Source organism: Thalassotalea sp. ND16A (assembly GCF_000764205.1).
In the GTDB taxonomy this organism is placed as follows: domain Bacteria; phylum Pseudomonadota; class Gammaproteobacteria; order Enterobacterales; family Alteromonadaceae; genus Thalassotalea_A.
In genome coordinates this window covers 1-16,967 of sequence record NZ_JQDZ01000035.1, presented here as the reverse complement: position 1 = coordinate 16,967, position 16,967 = coordinate 1, and the positions used below count along the sequence as shown (strand labels likewise).

Genomic DNA, 16,967 nt, shown 5'->3' with positions numbered 1-16,967 from the left:
AGTTTGAAAATACCTTCATAGCGTTTGAGGTTTAGTTTTTTTGTTTTGTGGTGAAATTAATTTAACTAAATTTCAAACGCTTACACAAATATTTGTGGGGATACTTCAGGTTTCAACCTCGCGTAATGTTGGCGGGGTTTTCAACCTCGCGTAATTATTGCGCAGCAATAACAGATACTCCTATCGCCATTCCCTGCCAGGCGGGAATCTATAAATCCCAGACAAAAAAACCTCTCAAAAAATTGAGAGGCAAAAAGCATTTCAGCGAGGAAAACTATAAAAGTGGTTGGCGGGGTTTTAACCTCGCGTAATTATTGCGAAGCAATAAAAGTTGACCGTTATAATAATACTCAAACCAATAAACATAAGCTGTTACCCAAATGTAAAAGACTTAGCAAAGATGTTTTGATACCCGCTTTGTTTGAATTTTAAACAGTTAAACGCGGTAAGCAAAAAAAGGCTTGCGCCACAAACCAACTTCTCTATAATGCCAATCATCAACTGCAAAGTTGAGCACGTGTTGCCGGAGTGGTGGAATTGGTAGACACGACGGATTCAAAATCCGTTGCCTTCGGGCGTGCCGGTTCAAGTCCGGCTTCCGGTACCATTTCTTATCTAACACCATATGATAAGAAAACAATAGGCCAGCAAATACGCTGGTTTTTTTGTGTCTGATAATTAAGTTTTCTGCTTGTGACTAAAAAACATTCACTTTTTCCTGTCCAGAGCCTGTTTTTATGTGCGGATATCGTACCTGCTTAAATCCTACATGATCTAACTAGATCCTGACTTTTGAAAAATTCACCAAGTTAAACTCAACATAATTAAGGTGTGTTAGAGCCCTTTCTCAGGTAGTTCTCTGGGAAAATGGGTGGTAAATTAAGGCTGATAATCAATCGGTTTTTAAATTAATTCAACCTCTTACCTTATTGAAAACAAAAAAAACATCTGATATGGTTTGTTTTGAAATTAGTGTATTTCATTGATAAAAAATAAAAGGATTTAATATGTATAAAAAAGCTTTGTCTTTAGCTGTTCTGCTAAGTTTCTCTAATCTCTCAATGGCAACCATCCATTTATGCCCCGTGACAATAAAAGTGACCGATGGATGTTCATATGATGCGATTGGTGAGCACCCAGATGGAGGTGAGTTTTTGGAAACATTAGCCCAAATACTATCGACTCCATATTCGAGTGATTTCAAGCCGTCGTGTGATGTTCATGATATCTGTTATCAAACAGTAGGGAAAACACAACAGGCATGTGATCATGAGTTTCGTGAGAATTTATATGATGAATGTGGACTTGATCCTTTATGTAAACTAGAAGCCGATGCATTTGTGGAATTAGTTCAAGGAGGCGGTTTACCATTTTACAACGACAATATTAATATATCCCTTCAAGTTGTAGAGCAAGCAGAAAGCAATATAACCGTAGAAAGTTGTGTTACTACTCCCAAATATACCGATAGATATAGTTCAGACATGCTTAATTATGTTAGAAGTGAATTTAAATCCCGTGTTGGTAGAAATCCTACAACGGGGGAGGAGTTTGATTTGTTGAATTTATATTCGTTAAATGAAAATGGTTCTGATAGTGATTACAATAATTGGACGAATAGTGTTACTTCCCACATTCAAAATAACTACCTAAATACTTCAGGACCAGAAGCAATTTACTACAAACAGTCTGAAACATTCAGAGGTTGGACTATCGCATTTAACCTGCATGCCTCCTTATCAAAAGGACAGCCTGTTAATTATAAGTGGCACATGGTTCACAATGAAGAATATGACAGCAATTATCGAAAGCAAACACCTCCAGGAGGTGGAATGATGTATATAGATGGTTATTTACGTGTTGAAAATGCGGATGGTAAGGATTACATCATTATCGATGAGTCATTTTATGTGAATTCTTGTTCGTCAACACCGTGCAATATTGAGCCGTAAGGCAATAATGATGAATATATCAAAGATTTTATTCACAATTTTATTTGTCTTGCTTTTAGGTGGTTGTTCTTCTTTGAAAGCTGTTGATACGATTCATGTGAATTCTCACTCTGAGTTGGTAAAATACATAGAAGTTGGGGATGAAGTTTTAGTCGTAACTAAGCAAGGGGTGACTCATGAGTTTATTATTAAGGCGATTAATTCAGATGCAATTGCTGGTGACGAAGTTAAGATCCCATTCACCGACATTGAAAAAATGAATAAAAAAGAGTTTTCTTTGTTGAAAACAGGTGGGGCAGTTGGAGGAACTTGGATTATTCTTTCAATACTTGTTTTTGCGTACATTGGTTTAATTGCCTAATTTTTTTATAAGAAGTAATACGTGTACTTTTTCATTGCTGCGTATGTAGTAGCTCAATGAATTTTACTATCCAAGCGGAAGTAATAATGAATAATCCGCCCATAGCTTGTTAAAGTTAAGGGCGGATTATGTACGTATTTATTGCCAATTAGAGCCCCAATGATCTATCTTAATCACACCCTGACGCAATTAAAATACAACTGGCTCTCTTTGGGTATAAGCCGTAACGAAGAATTCAAAATCCGTTGCCTTCGGGCTTGCCGGTTCAAGTCCGGCTTCCGGTACCATTTTCTTATCTAACACCATATGATAAGAAAACAATAAGCCAGCAAATACGCTGTTTTTTTGTGTCTGATAATTAAGTTTTCTGCTTGTGACTAAAAAACATTCACTTTTTCCTGTCCATACCCTGATTTTTGTGTGCGGATATCGTACTTCCTCAAATCCAACATGATCTAACTAGATCCTGACTTTTGAAAAATTCACCAAGTTAAACTCAACATAATTAAGGTGTGTTAGAGCCCTTTCTCAGGTAGTTCTCTGGGAAAAATGGGTGGTAAATTAAGGTTGATAATCAATCGGTTTTTAAATTAATTCAACCTCTTACCTTATTGAAAACAAAAAAAACATCTGATATGGTTTGTTTTGAAATTAGTGTATTTCATTGATAAAAAATAAAAGGATTTAATATGTATAAAAAAGCTTTGTCTTTAGCTGTTCTGCTAAGTTTCTCTAATCTCTCAATGGCAACCGTTCACTTATGTCCAGTGACTCCGAAAGTTACTGACGGCTGCACTTTTGATGATGCTGGCGATAAATACGGTGAGTTTATGGAGAGTATTATAGAAGTTATAGCATCTCCATATTCTGGAGAGTTCAAACCGTCATGCGATGCCCATGACATTTGTTATCAGACTTTAGGTAAAACACAAGCAGTATGTGATCATGAGTTTCGTGAGAATTTATATGATGAATGCGGTGTTGATCCTCTGTGTAAGGTATATGCTGATACATTTGTTGAGTCAGTCCAAAGTTACGGTATAGATCATTACAATGCTGGAATTAATATCTCATATTCAACAGCTACTCAAGCAGAAAGTAATATAATAACTGAAAGTTGTGTTACCACTCCCAAATATACCGATAGATATAGTTCAGACATGCTTAATTATGTTAGAAGTGAATTTAAATCCCGTGTTGGTAGAAATCCTACAACGGGGGAGGAGTTTGATTTGTTGAATTTATATTCGTTAAATGAAAATGGTTCTAATAGTGATTACAATAATTGGACGAATAGTGTTACTTCCCACATTCAAAATAACTACCTAAATACTTCAGGACCAGAAGCAATTTACTACAAACAGTCTGAAACATTCAGAGGATGGACTATAGCATTAAAACTGCATGCTTCCTTATCGAAAGGACAACCTGTTAATTATAAGTGGCACATGGTTCACAATGAAGAATATGACAGCGATTATCGAAAGCAAACACCTCCAGGAGGTGGAATGATGTATATAGATGGATATTTACGTGTTGAAAATGCGGATGGTAAGGATTACATCATTATCGATGAGTCATTTTATGTTAATTCTTGTTCGTCAACACCGTGCGATATTGAGCCGTAAGGCAATAATGATGAATTTATCAAAGATTTTACTCACAATTTTATTTGTCTTGTTTTTAGGTGGCTGTTCTTCAATGAAGGCTATTGATACCGTTCATGTTAATTCTCATAATGAATTAATAAAGCACCTGGAAGTGGGAGATGAAGTCTATATTGTAACTAAGCAAGGAAAAAAGCATGAGTTTATTGTTAAAACGATAAATTCAGAAGTTGTTGCTGGTGACGACATTAAAGTTTCAATAACTGAAATTGAAAAAATAAATAAGAAAGGGTTTTCTTGGTTGAAAACTGGAGGGCTTGTATTAGGTATTATTTCAATCGTTGTTGTTAGTTGTTGCTTTATAGTCTCATGATGTGATTATAAACCCTAAGAACCAAGGCAGTTTAATTGAGTGAGTATGGGGCCAATTAAACGTTTGACTGGAACCGCCGTATGCGACTAACGCTTGTACGGTGGTGTGAGAGGACGGAGGCTGTGAGACCTCCTCCTACTCGATTCTGAATTTTACTAACCGTAAACTATCTTTTCTTTGTTTTTCCTGTGTAGACCATAACGACTGCAAGTGTAAGTTACTATTCTCAGTTTTATTTATTACTCTTTAAAGGGCCTGGAATATTTTGAAGCTCTTCGATTAACCAATAAGTCATATACAATAAGCTTAACTATATTCGATCTTATTTTATAAAAGCGTTGGCTTTGATCTGTGACATTATTGCGGCTTTAGTTTTTGCTATAATTTTAAATTAAACTTAGCTGGAATTGAGCCGTTAATGAGTACAACTAAACGGAATACTCCGGTGATAGCTGTTAATTCCGGCGGTGCTAAGATATACCGTATCGCTATTTATATGCATTTAATCCTGTCGATATTACATCGCAACTTTATTGGAATTCATAAAACAAAATGAACCACAAAACTCCTGCTAACGCTGGCACCCGCAGTTGGTACCTGCTTTTTGGCGTCTGGATAATAGCCACCGGAGGCACTTTAACCAGCTTATTTTTTAGTGAAGTAGTGCAATTGCCGGTATGTGTATTATGCTGGTATCAACGAATTGCGCTTTACCCATTAGTGATTATGCTACCTCTGGCACTATTTCCTTATGATGCTAAAATCATCCGATATGCAAGCCCATTAGTTCTTTTTGGCTGGTTTACGGCATTCTTTCATGTACTTGTGGTTGCTGGCATCGTTCCAGAAAGCGCGCAACCATGTGTGCAAGGCATACCTTGCTCCGAAACACACTTTAATTTACTCGGTTTTTTAAACATCCCCGTTATGTCTTTAATAACCTTTACCACCATTGGTGTTTTACTTTTTCTTTCGCAAAATCAATTTACTGGGAATAACCATGAATAACAAAACCGTTTTTATCAGCGTAGCAGCAGTCATTGCTTTAGTTTTTATTGCCGCGGTAGGCGTATATAAGAGCCAACAAACATCGTCGTTAGCCGATGATGTTTTACCTGCATTAGAGCGTATTAATGCTCCAGCTAAAGGTGGCAAAGATGCCAAGGTTACCATTGTCGAATTCTTTGATCCTGCATGTGGCACCTGTCGTCAATTTTACCCGCTGGTAAATAATTTAGTGAAAAAGTCTCGAGGTAAAGTCAAAGTAGTGATGCGTTATGCGCCGTTACATCAAGGCTCTGAAGATGTTGTGAAAATGCTTGAAGCAGCCCACCTGCAAGGTCGGTTTTGGCCAGCAGTAGAGTTATTATTTGCTAATCAGCAGCATTGGGTAGAGCATCACGTATCAAATCCACAAAGTGCCTTAGCTGCAATAAAAACATTGCGTTTAGACCATGAACAACTAGAGAGCGACTGGCAAAGCACTAAAATTGCCAAAATTATTGAGCAAGACATACAGGACGGGCAAACTTTGCAAGTTCGCGCTACACCACAGTTTTTCGTCAACGGTAAACCGCTTGTTGTTTTTGGTTATCAAGAATTGGTCGACTTAGTTGAAGAAGCCATAGCCGAAGCTTATTAATGAACGACAACAGGACAAGATGCTAACGAGCTATAAGCAGCGTTTGGGGATGTTCAGTTGGCCCTAAATCTATGATATATTTCTACTATTGCTCGGCAAATCGTAGCGTATGCTGTTGCGGGCTAAGATAAATTTAATTTTAGGAAATTTTTAATGTTTAGAAAGTATTTAATTGTCATTTCGCTGTTATTTATTAACTGCTCTGTCACTGCCTTGGCATGGGAAAATGAAGCCATTCCAGCTAGCAAAGTGGCGCAATATAATGCAGAGATGATAAAGACCAAGTTGAGCTCTTTATTAGGTCTAAAAATCAACAGTGTTACCCGCACGCCGATGCCAGGCGTTGCCGAACTGGCAACCGATCAAGGATTGTTTTATACCAGTTATGATGGTGAATTTCTCATTCAGGGACAGCTATTTGGTTTGGGCAATAATATAGAGAATTTAACCGAACTTAGCTTAGCCAAAGTTCGTGTTAAAGGGCTCAAAGACTTTGAAAACGATATGATCGTTTATCCAGCTAAAAATGAGAAACATGTGATTAATGTCTTTACCGATATTACTTGTGGCTATTGTCGTAAAATGCACGGTCAGATGGATGCTTACAATGACTTAGGCATTACTGTTCGTTATTTGGCGTACCCTCGTGCCGGTATTATGGATAGAGAAGGTGAATTTACCTCCGGCTATAAAGATTTACGCTCAGTATGGTGTCATGAAGTTCCAAGCAAAGCATTAACTAATGCTAAGCAGGGCGCAAGTGTTGTGCCGCGTGTGTGTGATAAGCCTGTCGCGGAAGAGTTTAATTTTGGCAGACAAGTTGGCGTAAACTCTACCCCAACCATAATCACCAGCAATGGCACTATGATGCCGGGTTACCGCAAGCCTGAAGAATTATTAGCAATTTTAGAAAGTATGTAAGAGCATTGCAGGAGCAAATGCCGGGGATGTATTTATACCCGGCAGACAGGAAGCCTTTAGAGGGTGATTTCAGCATGAGCACACTCGTTTTACTGGCGGCTTCTATCCCGAATGACCAATAAACGCACTTCGGTCATATCCTCCATCGCAAAACGTATGCCCTCACGGCCTACTCCCGAATCTTTCACGCCTCCGTAGGGCATGTTGTCTACACGCCAACTGGGTACGTCGCCAATGACGACACCGCCCACGTCTAATTCATCCCAGGCTTTATTGATTTTATAAATATCTCGGGTGAAGATGCCTGCCTGCAAACCAAACTTACTGTTGTTCACTTCTTTGAGGGCATCGTCAAAATCTGAAAATTTGCTTAATGTCACCGCCGGGCCGAATGCTTCTTCGGTATTGAGTGCAGCGTTGTCGGGCACATTCTCCAGCACTGTGGCTTCTAGCATGGCACCTTTTTGTTTACCGCCCACCAGTAAATTGGCACCCAGGGCAATGGCTTCATCGATCCAGCCTTTTAGCCGGTTCGCCTCCGACACTGCGATCATCGGGCCAATAAAGGTGTCTTCATCTTTCGGGTCGCCCATTTTAAGGCTGGCTACTTTGGCAATGAATTGCTGCTTAAACGGCTCATATATTGTGTCATGAACCAGAATACGCTGCACCCCGATGCAACTTTGCCCCGATTGGTAAAACGCACCAAAAACGATGCGGTCAATGGCGTCACTCAAGCCATCGGCCTGGGCAACGGTATCTTTATCGACAATGCAGGCAGCATTGCCACCCAGTTCCAATACCACAGGTTTTTTGCCTGCCCGGGCTTTCAGATCCCAGCCAACTTCGGGCGAGCCAGTAAAACTCAACAGTTTAAAACGCTCATCAACCGTAAATAAATCGGCACCGGCCCGGCTACAGGGTAAAATAGAAAAAGCGCCTTTGGGTAAATCGGTCTCCGCCAGCACTTCACCGATAATTAAGGCGCCAATAGGTGTACGACTTGCAGGTTTCAGTACAAACGGACAGCCCACGGCCAGAGCAGGGGCAACCTTGTGGGCGGCCAGGTTGAGCGGAAAGTTAAACGGTGAAATAAAAGAACAAGGGCCAATGGCCACTCGTTTATACATGCCACTGTAGCCTCGGGCCCGCGGGGTGATTTCCAGGTTGATGATCTCGCCATTCATCCGTACCGATTCTTGTGCCGCGATGCGAAACGTGTCAATTAAGCGCGTTACTTCACCACGGGCATCCTTAATCGGCTTGCCAGCTTCGATGCACAGCGCCAGCGCCATTTCTTCAAACCGTTGCTGAAAACGTTTGACGCAGTGATTTAGAATGTTTTCCCGTTCATAGGGGGCCATTTTCCGCAATGCGTCCTGACTGGCGTGTGCAGCGGCAATGGCTTGGTCGATAGCTGCCGGGTCGGCGAGGGCTACCCGGGTAGCTACCTCTGCGGAGTACTTGTCGGTAACCTCCAAATCCTGGTTGGCATATACCGCTTCATTGGCTAAATAGTAGGGATAAGTTTTCTGTAACATGTTGGTGGCTCCCGTCTCTGTTTATACTTTGCTACTGAGTAGGCGCAGCTGATTATTGAGTATTTCGTCATTTTCACTGTAATCTATGGCCACATCAATCAGGTGCACGGCATGCTCGCTTAAACAGTGCTCAAGCAATGGCTGTAGTTCGCCTGCCGCATTTATTATATGGCCGGTGCCGCCATACGACTCGATATATTTGACAAAATCCGGATTGCCATAGTCGAGTCCATAGGTCTCAAAACTCATGTTAGTTTGTTTCCACTTAATCATGCCATAGGCATCGTCACGCAAGATCAGAATGATCAAGTGCAGATTCAACCGCACCGCGGTTTCCAGTTCCTGGCTGTTCATCATAAAGCCGCCGTCACCGCATATGGCCATAACCGGAACATTTGGATACACCATCTTCGCCGCCATGGCCGAGGGCAGGCCGGCGCCCATGGTCGCTAACGCATTGTCTAGCAGTACGGTGTTAGGCCGTTGGGCTTTGTAGTTACGAGCAAACCAAATTTTATAAACACCGTTATCTAACGCTATGATCCCGTTTTCAGGCATTACTTTACGTATATCGGCCACCAGCCGCTGCGGGTAAATAGGGAAACGGTCATCATCACAGCCGTGTGGCAGTTCATTTTCTTCTGCCGCTTTGACCTTGCGAAAATAACTAAAATCCCAATGTTCTTGCCGTTTCAGCCGCTCCATGATGGCCCATATGCTGTTGCCAATATCGCCAATCACCTCAACTTGCGGGAAATAAACCGGATCGACCTCTGCGGCATTGAAATTAATGTGCAGCACTTTTTTGTCATTGCCGCGCATAAAGAACGGGGGTTTTTCTACCACGTCGTGGCCAACATTAATGATTAAATCGGCATGGGCAATGGCTCTATGGACAAAATCACCATCGGAGAGAGTGGTATTGCCTAAGAACAGCTCTTTAGTTTCATCGACCACCCCTTTGCCCATCTGTGTGGTAACAAAAGGGATCTGCATTTCATCGACAAAGCGACTGAGCATTTTATGGGGCATTTTACGGTTGGCGGCCGCACCAATTAGCAGCAGAGGAAATTTAGCCAGTTCAATCATGTCCACCGCTTGCTTAATCGATTTTGCTTCGGCAATCGGGCGGCGTATACCGCTCTCGGTGATTAGGTTGGGTTTGGCTTCTTCGGCGGCAATGTCTTCCGGCAGTTCCAGGTGTACTGCCCCGGGGCGCTCAGCGCTGGCGATACGGAACGCCTCACGGATTTGCGAGGCGATGCGTTCACCACTGACGATTTGCGCCGTATACTTGGTGATTGGCCGCATCATGCCGACAACGTCGATTACCTGAAAGCGCCCCTGCTTGCTCGCCTTTATTGGTTTTTGTCCGGTGATCATCAACATTGGCATAGCACCTAACTGAGCATAAGCCGCGGCAGTGACCAGGTTAGTGGCGCCAGGTCCCAGGGTTGACAGGCATACCCCGACTTTGCCGGTCAGGCGTCCGTAGGTTGCTGCCATGAAGCCGGCGGCCTGCTCGTGCCGGGTGAGAATTAACTTTATCGATGATGTGCGGACGGACTCCAGTAAATCGAGATTTTCTTCTCCGGGAATACCAAAAATATACTCAACACCTTCTTGTTCAAGTGCTTTAACAAACAGATCGGACGCTTTCATCAGGGCTGCCTTTTTACTAGGTTTGGAGCCTTAATCTTAGCAGAGCCTAGGCAATCTGCTGGGCGAAATTGAATTAAAAACGGCCGCGTAAATTAAGTACTTGAAAATTAAAATATAACTACCTCCTTTGGGGGATGAGGGGGAGCGAAGAATTGAAAATCAATTGCCTGCGGGCGTGCCGGTTCAAGTCCGGCTACCGCTACTGTGTTTTTACCCAATGGACGTATTGATCATGTAACCGCTCCCGTTGTCAATATTGGTGAAACAGAGCGTGAAGGGATAGATGCATCATTAAATGCGCATTTTGAAAGTGGTTTTGGTGATTTTTATATTGGCTTAAACGTTTCGAAATACTTAACCGTTGAAGAGCCGGAGTTTGATAAGTACGGTGGATTTTCGGATAACTTGTATAGTATCCGTGGTCGCACCTATTACTTAGCATTAAGCCAAACGTTCTAATCGACTGTTGATTAAATTGGTAAAAAAAAACGCTTTTTTAAGCGGTTTTTTGTTTGCCTGGTAAAGCCTGCAAATTCGGCTATTTAAGAAAAATTAGCATCAACCAAGCCGAGAGGAAAAGGCAGGGATCTATCAAGTTGAATTTTCCACGTTCTGGCTGAAATTCCACCATGGTGATGGCAACGAACATTGATTTAACCGTGAATAGGATAAATATGATTTATTTATAAAGGTGTTGAATTTTTAGCCTTTATTCTGTACATTATTTGACAAGTAAAAGTAACAATATTGTTAATATTTGCTTGCTTGATACTAATGCATTATCAGCAGGATGCTAATTAGAAAAATAAAAATAAAAATAAAATTGGTTTAAACCAATTATTCAGGGAATGTTACTTAAATGCTTAATAGTTTATTTTAGCTAGCAACAGCCAACCGTTTTACCTCCCTTTGTTTTATATCTCTTTGTTTTCTAAAAAATACAGCGCCTTGCTATTTTAAAATTTTGAATGTTAGTAGTTCATTTAAATTGTAAGGCTCATTATGTTTGGTCATAAAACTCATCAAATTTTCGCTCTTTGGGGCATGTTTTTTGCGTTGATATTAGTTGCAAGTTCCGTTAAATCTGAGCCATACCCGCCGTTGTGGAGTAATGGTAGCGGAGCTGCAATTCATTACAGTCCGGTACAATGGCCAGCAGAGCCACCTGATCCTGCCGATTGTGGCGACGATTGTGGTGAGTGGAAACCTTATACTCGTTTTCAAAATGGACTGGCAGACCCGAGAACGAAAGATCCGTCAAACGGTGGTACTTCACCGCAAAGCTATGTCAACGTAGCCTCGTCTTGTATTGATAAATCATTACCGAGCATTTATTACGCCTTGCATCGCGGCAATACCGAAGCGGAAGATGTGTTAATGTTTCGCTGGCGTGTGGAGTCGAGCGCGCATACCTACGCCACAGGGAAAAATGCAGGCGCTTATGGTGCCAGTAATCCTTGGTCTTCGGCATTGTGGACGGTGTTTTTTGATTTAGATGGTTCCGGTTATCGCAGCTTGGCGGCACATCTCGATGGTTCAATAGGCAGTCCGGCAGAGGCCATTGACCGAATTTCCGGTATTTGGGGGGACTCTAGAAGTCACTCATTAGATTACGACAACGATGACAATGTCCACCTACTTGGACATAACCCTACTGCTTTTATTGGTGATAACAATAAAATCCTGAATTTTGCAGATAATTTAACCCCGACAGAAGACTGGCTTAATGGCGCCGATGAAACCAGTTGGGATTACGGTACCAGTCGGGCAAAACTGGTTTCTAAAAATTCATGTACTGAGTATTTCATTGATTATCAAATTCCGATCAAAATGCTTGATGCGTCAGCTAAGACCGACTCTTCCGGTGTTGCTGGCCCAAGTATCACCCGCGATACCCCGATTTCAATGCTGTTTTGTAGTGCTAACAGCTTAAATAACCCTTTACAAAAAGATTGTGCGATAGGTAAAGAGTGGTTAGCAAACCCTGCTGTTACCGCGCCTTTTGGTGATTATTTATCTTTTAATCAAGATAAGCCTTACAGTCAACCGATTATTTCCAGTATCGACGTTGTTGCTCCCAATACCTGTCCGGGAACTTATCAAATAAATGCCACGGTTCAAGATACGCTGGCATTGCAGAATGGCGTGGTGGTTCCCTCGGTCAAGAGTGTTGATTTTTATTATTGGTATGATGTCAATGGTGATGGTGCAGCAAGCTCTGCCGATACTGACAGTGAATGGGTCAAAATTGGCAGTCCAGGGGCACTTGACCCCGGTACCTTGAATTCTTGGTCGGCGACATGGGATGCCACAATTTTACCGAAAGGCCAGTTTTTAATCGGCGTGCAAGCCGTAGACGACAATACCAAGATTGATGATGGTATGGTGGCCTCGGGCGTTGATAACCGTACGGTTTCTTATTTAGCCGGTGATGATGCCAATGAAATTTATATCTCCGGTAGTTGGGCTACCGGGCAACAAGCGCTTTTCCTTGACCATTCTCCGGCGTTAACCCCGAGTGCGAGTGAAGATTGGTACGGTAACCCGGCCGTAACCGGAGAGCAAGTTGCTGTTCTTGGTACGGCAATTAATGCTTGTGGTTTAGCACCGGCCATTTCACTGGTTGCTAATGCGAGCAGTGTTAGCGCAGAAGAGACGGTAGGGTATTCAATTACGGTAAGTAATCCGCTTAATAACTCCGCAGTAATTGTTAGTAGTATCAGCGATGTGTTGCCAGATGGTTTTTCTTATGACACAGGCTCTACCACGGCAGAAATAACCGATCAAGCTGACACCACAACGGGAGTCACAATCGATGATCCCAGCCAGTCAGGACAAACGTTTACCTGGACCTTTGCCAGTCCGATATCGCTGGACGCGGGCGAAACGCTAACCTTGAATTTTAATGCTATCGCGACATCAATATCGGGCACTTATAATAATAATGCTTATGCAGTAACATCTTTAGACGACCTTGAAAGTGGCCCCGTAGCCATTGCGGTTGATGCGGCCCGGTTATCGTTGGCAATCATTCCCGACAGTTTCAGTGTCGCTGCAGATGGTATAGATGAAATCACCTTTACCATCAGTTATGCAAATGATGCAACTGTGCCAGTAACCAACGCCATCATCACCTCGTCTATTAATAGTGAACTCGGTTATATTTCTTGTGCTGGTGGTACTTCATGTGCCTTATCGGGTAATGATATTAGCTGGGATCTTGGCGACATTGCCGGTGGTGCAACGGGTAGTGTCAGCTATACCATAACCGTTGCCAATACTTGGGCATCTCGTTCATTAACAAGCAGTGCTACGCTTGGCGCTATCGCACCTGATGCTAGTGCTGTTTCGGTTACAGAAGCGACAACCGTCGCGGTTACTGGCGTTAGTATCCCAGGCATCCCGTCGTTATCACTTTCTAATACCAGCAATGTTGTTTCCGTTGCACCAGGTGGCAATGTTACTTATACATTAGGCTACTTTAACGATGGTAATGAAACTGCAACTGGCATCACCTTAACCGATACTATTCCGGCAGGTATGACGTTTAGCAGTTGTACCGGGGGATGTGCTGAAAGTGATGGCGTGATCACTTGGAGCTCTCTAAGCGACCTTGCACAAGATACTCTCGGCTCAGTTACGCTCACCGTATCTGTGGCAGCAGATAATCCATTTACGTTCTCTAATCCAACCAATAATACCGCCACAGTCAACTGGGATAATGGTTCACCGGTAATGGCAAGCGCACAAGTGGGAGTTAGCGGTGGTTATTGCGATGCTGTATTCTATTTTAATCCAAGCGTAAATGGGCTGGTTAAGACAGCATCAGAGGTTGCTCCAACAGGCTCTACTACGTCTTTGATAAGTATTGATAATATTACCGATGCAAATTTTGAGGCATATAATTTAGAGAGCAATCAAATTATCTTTGAGTCAGAAGCTTTTGCCAATGGCCTAAATATTTCAGGCTCAACTTTGCGAGTTGATTTTTATCTAGGTGCGTTCACAGGTGGGATGAACACTAGGGTAATACTTCGCAATGTCACCCAAAATATAGAAATTGCAACCTCTGATCCGGAAAGCATAAGTAATGGCGAAAATTGGGTTTCCTACACATTTAATGGCTTGAACCCGGCGATTACCCAAATAGATGCCGGAGACAAATTAAGGTGGTATTTTCAATTAGCCGCTAAGAGTGGCAAAAAAGATGCGATTTTTCATTACGACTCAGTGACAGCCAACTCTCGTTCGTCATTTTGTGGCGGTACAGCGCCTGCAGATTTAACCTTGTCGACATCGGTCAGTGATACTAGTATTACTGCCGGGGATACTGCTACCCCAACGTTAACGTACACCCAAAACTATGCGAATATCGGTCAAGCAGACGCGGATAGCACTCAGCTTGTTGCTGGGTTACCTGCAGGGTTCACCAATTGTCAATATTCAGCAGATAATAGTACTTGGGGAACTTGCTCTGCAAGCGAGTCTCATACTTTTGCCTTTGGGACTTTGATTGCGGGCCATTCAGGTACAGTCTACATTAGAGGGGATGCTCCCAGTAGCACCATTGATGATTCCAAGTTAACCGCCAATTCAACTATTAGTAGTGATCAAACTGCCGATGTCACAGCAACGGCAGAAACCAGCGTAGTTGAGGATGGTGGTAGTGGTGTTGCCGAGCTTTCATTAAGTTTAACGGCTGATAAGTCTTCGTTAGTTCCCGGTGATGTTATTACCTACACCTTAACCGCAACAAACATTGGTGGCACCGATGCCACCAATGTTGTCATTACCAATACCTTACCGATTGCCGATTATTTTCAATACAGTGCTTGTAGTGATTCTTGTGTGCCACCGGACATTGTTAACGGTAATGAAGTTAGTTGGTCAATTGGTAATTTAATCGCGGGTAATTCGCAATCGGTTAATTATAGCATGTTGGTAAACACCACTAATCTAGCTGCCGGTATTACCCTGATAACTGATGATGGCAGCGCCAGTGGCACTGTATTATCAGCAGTAACCAGTAATCAAGTTGCGGTAGCCATTACCGGTAATCCGCTGTTAGATATTTCAGTGAGCGCGACCCCAAACTCTGGCTTAAGCCCCAATGATGAATTTGGTTACGAGATAAAGGTAGAAAATAAAGGTTCAGCCACCGCCACTAGTGTAAATGTGGTTACCCCGTTACCGGCATATACCCATTTTGTCAGCTTAGATGCACCTCCAGTAGGCTCAGCAAATTTTGATACTATTGGCAATAAAGTAGTACATAGCTTGGGGGATCTGGGCTCTGCCGTTAAGGTCACATTAAATTTTAGAGCAAGAGTCAGTAATAACTTAGCGAGCGGCAATACCACAACAACCTTTACCTCAACAATAAGTGCCGGTAATGCCCTAAATAAATCGGCTTCCGTTCCTATCTCAGCCGATGCAACCCCAGTGTTAACGCTTACTAAAACTCAATCGGGCACCACCGCCTATCCGGCAGCAACATTAACAGCTGCAATAAGCAATAGCACCACTTTGTATGTTGATAAATCCAGCGACTTTAGCCTGAATCAATTAGTGCAAGTCAATGGCGTAGTCGCACGAATAAAAAATATTTCAACCAACAGTATTGAACTGGATGGCGCTGTTTCAGCCTCTATTGGGGAGTATGTTATCGGTAGTATTACTTTAACCATGACCTATCAAAACACCGGCAATGCAACGGCTACTAACGTTAGCTTAACTGACGTTTTAGCCACTGAACTCACTTATTCTTCTTCTGCACCTGTCGCTGATTCTGCGCCAACTGTGGGCACCTCAGGCAGTGTAAGCTGGAATGTAGGTTTATTAGCGCCAGGCGAATTTGCCAGTAAAAGTGTGGTGGCCTTCCCCTATGGCAGCCAAGGCTCTTTTATCAGTACCGCAACCGTAGATGCTAATAATGCCACGGCTGTCGATGCAAGTGTTACCACTTTGATTGGTGGCTTATCGGTGGCTAAAACCACATCCACTAAATATGTTGCCAATGGTGCAGTCGCCACTTATCAAATCACCCTGAGCAACACATTAGCGACTGACATTAGTAATGTCAGTGTCACCGATTTATTGGCGAGTGATTTTCTTTATAAAAGTGGTTCAGCAACCGTTAATGATGTCGCCACTGAGCCAACATTCGCCATTATCGGTACCGAAACCGATACCACTCAACCTATTTGGGCAGGTTTAACCGTAACCGCAAACAGTTCGGTGAACATTGATTTTAGCGTCGATGTCAGTGCAAATGCTGGCGCTGCCACCTATCAAAATGAACTTAACGTTACTGTTCCGGCCAATACCGGACTGCAATCATTTAACCCATTAACCACCACGGCTGAGGATGTTACCGTCTTACGAGATGACTCCGGTGTCATTGGTGGTTATGTGTTTAGCCGTGACAATACAAGCATTACTCCATTTGATCCGAACCAGGATGTTGCCTTAGCCAATGTACAAGTGAATGTTCACGCCGATGGCGATACCTGTATTAATTTATACAGCAGCACTTGTTATGTGGCTTATACCAATAATGATGGTTATTTTGAAGCAGTTCTACCTATTGGGGATTGGTACATTGATGTACAGACAGATACAGGGGGGTTAAATACAGATGAACCAGATGATGTCTGGACTCAAACGGTTGGTACCGCAGATGGTTTGGTGTCAGTGTCTGCTGGAAATTTGGCGCAAGCTGATAGTGGATTTAGGCTTAATGTCGTCAACCAAGCGCCAACCATTACTTCAATTGCACCATTAACGGCGACGGAAGGAAGTGAATATGCCTATACGGCAACGGTGACCGATGTTGACGATGATAATAACGGTACGGATCTAACCTGGAGCTTAACTAATGCGCCAGCTGGCATGACAGTAACGTCTAC

The 16,967-nt window shown here is 42.7% G+C and carries 11 protein-coding genes and 1 tRNA gene; 10 read left to right on the top strand and 2 right to left on the bottom strand.

Annotated features, from left to right (window positions below; all coding sequences use genetic code 11):
• Window positions 1-522 precede the first annotated feature (522 nt).
• From ND16A_RS12900 to ND16A_RS12935, 8 genes are all read left to right on the top strand, one after another.
• Window positions 523-607 (top strand) — tRNA-Leu (locus ND16A_RS12900).
• A 400-nt stretch (window positions 608-1,007) separates the two neighbouring features.
• Entirely contained in the window at window positions 1,008-1,952 is a 945-nt protein-coding gene (locus ND16A_RS12905) for a hypothetical protein (protein WP_033076874.1), read from the top strand.
• A 7-nt stretch (window positions 1,953-1,959) separates the two neighbouring features.
• The gene (locus tag ND16A_RS12910) at window positions 1,960-2,313 is read left to right on the top strand and encodes a hypothetical protein (protein ID WP_152593827.1); all 354 of its coding nucleotides are present in this window, start codon (window positions 1,960-1,962) and stop codon (window positions 2,311-2,313) included.
• A 689-nt stretch (window positions 2,314-3,002) separates the two neighbouring features.
• The gene (locus ND16A_RS12915; protein ID WP_033076872.1) at window positions 3,003-3,941 is read left to right on the top strand and encodes a hypothetical protein; all 939 of its coding nucleotides are present in this window, start codon (window positions 3,003-3,005) and stop codon (window positions 3,939-3,941) included.
• 7 nt (window positions 3,942-3,948) lie between these two features.
• Window positions 3,949-4,293 (top strand): hypothetical protein, encoded by a 345-nt coding sequence (locus tag ND16A_RS12920; RefSeq protein WP_152593826.1) that lies wholly within the window; start codon window positions 3,949-3,951, stop codon window positions 4,291-4,293.
• A gap of 552 nt (window positions 4,294-4,845) precedes the next feature.
• Complete coding sequence (locus ND16A_RS12925; protein ID WP_033076870.1) at window positions 4,846-5,301, top strand: disulfide bond formation protein B; 456 nt, start codon at window positions 4,846-4,848, stop codon at window positions 5,299-5,301.
• The gene (locus ND16A_RS12930) at window positions 5,294-5,935 is read left to right on the top strand and encodes a DsbA family protein (RefSeq protein WP_033076869.1); all 642 of its coding nucleotides are present in this window, start codon (window positions 5,294-5,296) and stop codon (window positions 5,933-5,935) included. The genes ND16A_RS12925 and ND16A_RS12930 overlap by 8 nt, the downstream gene beginning before the upstream one ends.
• 153 nt (window positions 5,936-6,088) lie before the next feature.
• Window positions 6,089-6,856: a thioredoxin fold domain-containing protein gene (locus ND16A_RS12935; RefSeq protein ID WP_033076868.1), complete on the top strand. Its 768-nt coding sequence runs from the start codon at window positions 6,089-6,091 to the stop codon at window positions 6,854-6,856.
• A gap of 89 nt (window positions 6,857-6,945) precedes the next feature.
• Here the strand turns inward: ND16A_RS12935 and ND16A_RS12940 are convergent, their stop codons facing one another.
• Window positions 6,946-8,397, bottom strand: coding sequence for an aldehyde dehydrogenase family protein (locus tag ND16A_RS12940; RefSeq protein WP_033076867.1), 1,452 nt, complete (start codon window positions 8,395-8,397; stop codon window positions 6,946-6,948).
• A 21-nt stretch (window positions 8,398-8,418) separates the two neighbouring features.
• Window positions 8,419-10,059, bottom strand: coding sequence for an acetolactate synthase large subunit (locus tag ND16A_RS12945; protein ID WP_033076866.1), 1,641 nt, complete (start codon window positions 10,057-10,059; stop codon window positions 8,419-8,421).
• Between the two features lie 204 nt (window positions 10,060-10,263).
• Between ND16A_RS12945 and ND16A_RS12950 the strand changes: the two genes are divergently transcribed.
• Together ND16A_RS12950 and ND16A_RS12955 are read left to right on the top strand one after the other, a co-directional pair.
• Entirely contained in the window at window positions 10,264-10,518 is a 255-nt protein-coding gene (locus ND16A_RS12950) for a hypothetical protein (protein ID WP_033076865.1), read from the top strand.
• Between the two features lie 543 nt (window positions 10,519-11,061).
• Window positions 11,062-16,967 (top strand): beta strand repeat-containing protein (locus ND16A_RS12955; RefSeq protein ID WP_152593825.1); only part of this gene is annotated, 5,906 nt, incomplete at its 3' end.

Bases quoted from the DNA above. Each gene is read 5' to 3' on its own strand.
- ND16A_RS12905 (WP_033076874.1), top strand. From the start codon at position 1,008: ATGTATAAAAAAGCTTTGTCTTTAGCTGTTCTGCTAAGTTTCTCTAAT.
- ND16A_RS12910 (WP_152593827.1), top strand. From the start codon at position 1,960: ATGATGAATATATCAAAGATTTTATTCACAATTTTATTTGTCTTGCTT.
- ND16A_RS12915 (WP_033076872.1), top strand. From the start codon at position 3,003: ATGTATAAAAAAGCTTTGTCTTTAGCTGTTCTGCTAAGTTTCTCTAAT.
- ND16A_RS12920 (WP_152593826.1), top strand. From the start codon at position 3,949: ATGATGAATTTATCAAAGATTTTACTCACAATTTTATTTGTCTTGTTT.
- ND16A_RS12925 (WP_033076870.1), top strand. From the start codon at position 4,846: ATGAACCACAAAACTCCTGCTAACGCTGGCACCCGCAGTTGGTACCTG.
- ND16A_RS12930 (WP_033076869.1), top strand. From the start codon at position 5,294: ATGAATAACAAAACCGTTTTTATCAGCGTAGCAGCAGTCATTGCTTTA.
- ND16A_RS12935 (WP_033076868.1), top strand. From the start codon at position 6,089: ATGTTTAGAAAGTATTTAATTGTCATTTCGCTGTTATTTATTAACTGC.
- ND16A_RS12940 (WP_033076867.1), bottom strand. From the start codon at position 8,397: ATGTTACAGAAAACTTATCCCTACTATTTAGCCAATGAAGCGGTATAT.
- ND16A_RS12945 (WP_033076866.1), bottom strand. From the start codon at position 10,059: ATGAAAGCGTCCGATCTGTTTGTTAAAGCACTTGAACAAGAAGGTGTT.